The sequence below is a fragment of the Dietzia sp. DQ12-76 genome (genome assembly GCF_014145045.1).
In the GTDB taxonomy this organism is placed as follows: Bacteria; Actinomycetota; Actinomycetes; order Mycobacteriales; family Mycobacteriaceae; genus Dietzia.
Window position 1 is genome coordinate 1,429 of sequence record NZ_JAALDV010000499.1, and the last position, 6,070, is coordinate 7,498.

General features: G+C 70.5%; 5 protein-coding genes and 1 pseudogene. 4 read left to right on the forward strand and 2 right to left on the reverse strand.

Going from position 1 to position 6,070, the window contains the following annotated elements:
- Positions 1 to 384: pseudogene (locus G6019_RS15510) on the forward strand (NADH:flavin oxidoreductase/NADH oxidase); the annotation flags it as partial.
- A 46-nt stretch (positions 385 to 430) separates the two neighbouring features.
- Here the strand turns inward: G6019_RS15510 and G6019_RS15515 are convergent.
- Positions 431 to 2,791 carry a fatty acid desaturase gene (locus tag G6019_RS15515; protein ID WP_241726095.1) on the reverse strand — a complete coding sequence of 787 codons (2,361 nt, stop codon included), beginning with the start codon at positions 2,789 to 2,791 and terminating at the stop codon, positions 431 to 433.
- A 102-nt stretch (positions 2,792 to 2,893) separates the two neighbouring features.
- On the opposite strand from G6019_RS15515, the gene G6019_RS15520 reads away from it, so the two are divergent.
- The 3 genes from G6019_RS15520 (at position 2,894) to G6019_RS15530 (ending at position 5,219) form a co-directional block, all read left to right on the forward strand.
- A complete protein-coding gene (locus G6019_RS15520) occupies positions 2,894 to 4,030 on the forward strand; it encodes an AraC family transcriptional regulator (protein ID WP_107755341.1) in 1,137 nt (378 codons plus the stop codon).
- A 262-nt stretch (positions 4,031 to 4,292) separates the two neighbouring features.
- Positions 4,293 to 4,982 (forward strand): TenA family protein, encoded by a 690-nt coding sequence (locus G6019_RS15525; RefSeq protein WP_182613519.1) that lies wholly within the window; start codon positions 4,293 to 4,295, stop codon positions 4,980 to 4,982.
- An 81-nt stretch (positions 4,983 to 5,063) separates the two neighbouring features.
- Positions 5,064 to 5,219: a DUF6131 family protein gene (locus G6019_RS15530; protein ID WP_182613520.1), complete on the forward strand. Its 156-nt coding sequence runs from the start codon at positions 5,064 to 5,066 to the stop codon at positions 5,217 to 5,219.
- Between the two features lie 130 nt (positions 5,220 to 5,349).
- Here G6019_RS15530 and G6019_RS15535 read toward each other — a convergent pair.
- A partial coding sequence (locus G6019_RS15535) for a molybdopterin molybdotransferase MoeA (RefSeq protein ID WP_182627983.1) occupies positions 5,350 to 6,070 on the reverse strand: 721 nt, incomplete at its 5' end.

The window sequence follows — 6,070 nt, forward strand, 5'->3', positions numbered from 1 at the left end:
GCCACGGACTGGGTTCCCGGTGGGTGGACCCCGGACGATTCGCGCTGGCTGGCGGCGCGCCTCGCCGGGCACGGCGTCGACCTGGTCGACGTCTCGTCGGCCGCCAACACCCCTGCCGTCCCGCCGGTGCCACTCGAGCAGGGGTATCAGGTGCCGCTGGCCGAGGAGGTCCGGTCGTCCGGCGCGGTGCTGGCCGGCGCGGTGGGACTCATCAGCGACCCGCACTACGCCGAGCAGGTGTTGGTCGACGAGCGGGCCGACGTCGTGTTCCTGGGCAGAGTCGGGCTGCGCGAGCCCGCCTGGCCGCTCCGCGCGGCCGCCGAACTCGGAGTGCCCTGGCGTGAGGCGCCGTACCCGCCGCAGTACACGCGCGGCAAGTGGTGAACCCCGCCGGTCAGCCGGCTGTCGCCACCCCGATGGCCGAGTGCGGCTAGAGGTCCAGCTCGATGTCCGAGCAGGGCATCGCCGTGCACACGGTGATCCGCTCCCGGACGACCGTGTCGGTCGTGCCTCTGTCGGCCCGGGACTCCGCGCTGGTGGTACCGCTGAGTTTGCCGGTCACACACGCCTTGCACAGTCCGCGTTCACACCCGGTCGGTACGGAGATGCCCGCCCGGCCCGCGGCTTCGAGCAGGGTCGTGGCCCCGTCGATCTCCACCGAGGTGCCGGTGCGGCGGAAGTGCACGGTGTAGCGACTGCCGTCGTCCGCCGGTCGCTCGAGTTCCGGGGCGGTGAACGACTCGGCGTGAAAGCGCTCGGCAGGCTGTCCGAGGTCGCGCAGCTGGTCGCGGGCCAGATCGATCACCGCGGCCGGCGCACACACATAGGTCTCCCGGTCGGCGGCGTCCGGGACGAGACCGCGCAGCAACTCCGGACCCAGCCGGCCGGTGGTCAGGCCGTCCCGCCCGGACGGCGTATCGGTGAACAGGTGAAGCGTGGCGCCCGAGTCGCGGGCCAGCCGACGGAGTTCCGCCTCGTAGATGATCGAGCGCTCGTCGCGGTTGAAGTACAGCACGGTGGCGTCGGTCCCGGCGTCGCGGGCGATGCGGCGCAGGAGGCTGATGATCGGCGTGATGCCCACCCCGCCGGCGATGAGGAGTGAGGGGGCGCCGGGCTCCGGCATGGCGAAGTCGCCCGACGACTGCGGAACGCCGACGAGAGTGACGTGGCGCCCCGCCTTCAGCGTGTCGTTCAACCGGGTGGAGACCCGGCCCCCGTCGACCCGCTTGACGCAGATCTCCAGGGGTCCCGGCTCGTCGCGCTGCGAGCCGTCGAGCCGCGAGTCGATGCTGTCGCGGACGAGGCTGTACTGACGGACGAGTTCGGCGGTGCCGCCGTCGTCGTCGTCGACCTCCACCCGCACCGAGATGTACGCCCCGGCCTCCCACTCCACGTCCTCCCACCCGCGCGGCCTGGCCAGGCGCACGGAGAGCGCGTCACCGCCGGCGACCGGCGTGGCCGACAGGACCCTCGCGGGAACATTGTGGAAGCGGGGCTTGTCCAGGTACGGGGACTCGGGCAGCGGCCGATACGTGAAACCCGAGATCACGCGCCGCACGAGCGAGGAGGGGTCGCGCAGCAACTCGGCCGGTCGTCCGAACTCCCGCTCGCCCAGCGGCACCGACAGGCCCGTGAGCGTCGTGGCGATGAGCGGCACCGTCTCCAGCAACGGGGTCTCGTGATACGGCAGCCCGAACCGGGCGGCGAGGGCGCGCACCTCCGGCGCGATCCTGCGCTGCATGGACGGCGGCAGGTCGGGAAACAGGTGATGCTCGATGTGGGTGTCCAGTCCGCCGTAGAAGATCCGCAGGTCGGGGCGGTTATCGAACGGAACCTCCTCCTCGAGGATCCGGGTCAGCGCCTCGTCCATCCGTCGGCTGGGCAGGAAGTTGCGGGTCGCCCGGATCTGCCGCTCGTAATACTGGTCGGGGGTCTCATCCGGGCCGGGATCGGTGAACAGTTCCAATTCACCCGCGTGGTGTTCGATGAGCACCAAGAACAGCACGGACATGTATCCGGCGACTCCGCCCAGGTAGTTGGCCACCAGGGTCGGCAGCGGCTTCCATCCGGAGCGGAAGGGCTCGTCCACGAAGCGGCGCCGCGCGTCCCGACGGGCGATCCTGGCCGGTGAGCGCAGGGTGTACGAACTGAAGAACGGGTGGCTGTCGACCTTGCGCGCGATGTTGGCCAGGAAGAACGGTGCCGCGACCGGGGCCATGGCAGCGAGCGCGGAGATCAACGCCACCTGCCCGAGGTGGTGGCCGTACCAGTCCTGGCCCGCGCTGCCGCGGAAGACGCTGTAGCCGAGGTCGTGGTCCTTGCCGACGATGTTGGTGTTGGGGTGGTGGCCCACGTGGTGCATCGTCTTCCAGTGGTCGACGTCGACGTTGAAGTCCCAGTCGTAGCGATCCGAGTGGTACTCGCCGTTGCCCGGCAGGTGGTCGTAACTGCCGTGGACGATGTTGTGGCCCAGCTCGGAGAACTGCATGAGTCGGTACATCATCTCCAGCGCGGTGGCCCGGCGGATCGCGCGCGGACCCCCCTCGCGCAAGAGTTCGCGGCGGCGTGCGTCGATCGCCCGCCCATATGCGGTGACGTGGCGGATGTGATCCAGGTCCTCCTGGCCCACCTCGGCCTTGGCCCGAGCGTAGAGCTCCTCCATCGCCTCGGCCAGGCCGGACGGTGATGCCGAGTGGGCGGGACCCGCCGGCCCTGCCGCCCCGTTCGTCGAGCTCCCCGGCTGTGAACCCTCCGAGCCCGTACCTGCGCTGATGTTACTGGCGAGAGTCATGAGTGTGACGGTAGCCACTCGTCGGGACCGGGAACAGGGCGATGGCGGTCGCATGGTTGGCATTTTCGGTCACTCGGCAACCTGCGTTGATACGGTCGGGCGATGACCTCGTCGTCGGGCCCGTCCGCGCTCAGCTCGTCCGCGGTCGGCTCGTCCGCGGTCGGCTCGTCGACGCCGCGCTCGTCCTCGCCCGTGTGGGCGGTGCCCCGCGGCACGGAGGGGATCCGCATCATGGTGGACGGCGGCGTCGCGCGCGGGATGACGACGACGGAGTGCCTCGCCGGCACCGGGCTCGACGCGGCGGACCTCGACGACGAGACCGCACAGATCTGGGCGCACCAGGAGTTCGTGGTGATCCGCAATCTCCTGGGCGAGCTCGGGGACCGGCCGGGTCTGGGTGCGGGTATCGGTGCCCATTCGACGCTCGGGCGCACCGGCGTCATCGGCTTCATGATGCTCGCGGGGCCGACCGTGCGGGCGGCGCTCGACCGGGCCATCCCGTACCTCGCGCTCTCGCCCACTCACCTGCGGTTCTCCCTCGAGGAAGGCTCGGCGGGAGCCACCGGAACCGGGGCCGACGTGGACTGCCTGCTCGCCGCCGATGACGAGATCCCCGCGGATGTCCGGACGTTCGTGGTCGAGCGTGACCTGGCGGGCCTGGCCGCGGCGCTCCGTGGGGCTCAGATCGACGTGGGGATCACCGGGCTCGAGACGACCCTCGGCCCGGAGAGTGCCGTGATCCTCGGTGAGTCGTGGGGGTTGACCGTCGACGAGGTCCGGCCATACGCCGAGCGGAACCGACTGGCCATCACCCGGGAGCGGCTGGACGCGCGGCTGCCCCAGGGCGACGAGAACACGGCGAAGCTCTTCGAGAGGCAGTGTCGCGAACTGCTCGACGACCGGCTGGCGCGCGTGGGCGTCGCGGGTCAGGTCCGCAGCCGCCTACGTCACGAGCGCGAGACGTGGCCGTCCATGACGGAGGTGGCAGGTGAGCTGCACATCGACGTCCGCACCCTGCGTCGCCGGCTGGCCGCGGAGGGGACCTCGTTCCGGCGGCTGCTCGACGAGGTGAGGCATCATCGGGCGCTCGAGCTGTTGGCGCTCCGCGTGCCGGTGTCGGAGGTGGCGCGCGAACTCGGGTACTCCGAGACCGCGACCTTCACCAGGACGTTCATTCGGTGGGAGGGGGTCCCGCCCAGTCGCGCCCGGCGGGCCGGGCAGATCGAGCGAGTTCCGTGAGGCATCTGCCGAGTGCGCACCTCCCGGATCGCGACCGGGTTCCACGGATTGTGCCCCATATTCACGGATCGTGACCGATCAGGACGCATGGGCATCGGCGGCGCCACTCGGGCCGAATGGCAGGCTGGGGGTGCCGGCGGCACGGTGCAGAGAGGACCGGCTCGGCGGGGTGCGGTGGCTGGCCCCGGCGTCGAGCGCGACGATCCGCACACCGACCGAGCGGACTGCTCAGCATCCCGACACTCACCCGAGGAGAGCCGAAATGACCCTGTTCGAGACCCTCAAGGACCGCTGCCGCCCCGAGTGGGAGGCCTACATCCGGCACGAGTTCGTGGAGAAGCTCGGAGAAGGAACGCTGCCGATCGACGTGTTCCGCGACTACCTGATCCAGGACTTCCACTTCCTGGTGCAGTTCGCCCGTGCCAACGCACTGGCCGCGTTCAAGAGTCGCACGCTGGCCGACATCACGGCCGCCCATCAGGCCACGGGGGCCATCATCGCCGAGACCGCGCTCCATCTGCGGTTGACCGAGCGGTGGGGCATTCCGCGCGCGGAGCTCGAGGCCGCCGCCGAGAAGCAGGCCACCGTCGCCTACACCCGCTACGTCCTGGACGCGGGCATGTCCGGAGACCTGCTCGACCTGCACGTGGCGCTGGCGCCGTGCACCATCGGGTACGCCGAGATCGGGGCGCTGGTGCAGCCTCGCCTCGCCGACCACCGCGACGTGAGCGGCAGTGGCGGTGGGGTGACCGAGCATCCGTACGCCGAATGGATCGCCGAGTACTCGGGCGCAGAGTTCACCGCGGCGTCGGCTGCGGCGATCGCCCAGCTCGATCAGCTGGCCGCGGGCGGACTCAGCGAGCGACGTCTCGACGAGCTCACCGGGGTGTTCTCCACGGCCACCCGGTTGGAGGCCGACTTCTGGCAACAGGCTCTCGACAGCGTGGCCTGAGCCTCCGCGACCGGTCGTGGTTCGGCACGGCCCGATATACGCTCGTCGCTCCATGTCATGTCACTGTGAAAGGACGACTCAATGATCATTCTCGGTGCGATTCTGTTAATCCTCGGATTCCTGTTGGACATCCCGATTCTCTGGACGATCGGCCTGGTTCTCGTGGCGATCGGGGTAATCCTCTACGTGCTCGGAGCAGCCGGCCGGGCGGTCGGTGGACGCAAACACTGGTACTGACCCGTCCGGGTGTGTGACCACCGGGCCCGCTTCTCGCCGACCGTGAGAAGCGGGCCCGTCCACATGTGCGGGACACCGCGGTGCGAACAGAGGCCGGGGTGTGCTCGATCGGTCACAAGGGCTCGATCGGTTACAAGGGGATGGTGACGACCTCGTCCCCCGCCGCCAGTGAGGTCACGTCGGCGGGGATCTCGATCAGCACGTCGGCCCGCGCCATCGAGGCGACCAGGTGCGAACCCGGGCCCGAGACCGGTTCGGCGGTGGGCGGCCCTGACATGCTGCCGGCGGAACCGGGCAGGAGCGCCGCTCGCAGGTACTGCGCCTTACCGGCGGGAGAGGTCACGTCGCGCGACAGCAGGGCCCGGCTGGTCTGCACGGGCACGCGACCCACGGCCTCGAGGACAATCGGACGCAGGAGTACCACGAACGACACGAGCGCGCTCACCGGATTGCCCGGCAGGCACACCACCGGCGTGTCCCGCCACGACGAGAGGCCCTGCGGGCCCCCGGGCTGCATGGCGACAGGGGCGAAGCGGGCCCCCTCGCGGTCCGCCAGGACCTGACGCACCACCTCGGCGTCCCCCATGGACACCGCCCCGACGGTCACCACGAGGTCGGCGTCCCCGGTGGCGACGTCCAGTGCCGCGGTGAAGTCGTCCCGCTCGTCACTGCTGATGACCGTCGCGGTGACCTCGCACCCGCAGGCTCGCAGCGCCGCGCCGAGTGTGAGCGAGTTGGACTCCCAGATCTGTCCCGGCTCCAGGGGCCTGCCCGGTGCGACGAGTTCGGAGCCCGTGGCCACCACGCCGACCCGCGGGCGCGGCCGCACGTCGAGTCCGGACTCCCCGAGC

What these genes read in the sequence shown, in the direction of transcription:
- G6019_RS15515 (WP_241726095.1), bottom strand. Translation starts at nt 2,791, where the DNA reads ATGACTCTCGCCAGTAACATCAGCGCAGGTACGGGCTCGGAGGGTTCA.
- G6019_RS15520 (WP_107755341.1), top strand. Translation starts at nt 2,894, where the DNA reads ATGACCTCGTCGTCGGGCCCGTCCGCGCTCAGCTCGTCCGCGGTCGGC.
- G6019_RS15525 (WP_182613519.1), top strand. Translation starts at nt 4,293, where the DNA reads ATGACCCTGTTCGAGACCCTCAAGGACCGCTGCCGCCCCGAGTGGGAG.
- G6019_RS15530 (WP_182613520.1), top strand. Translation starts at nt 5,064, where the DNA reads ATGATCATTCTCGGTGCGATTCTGTTAATCCTCGGATTCCTGTTGGAC.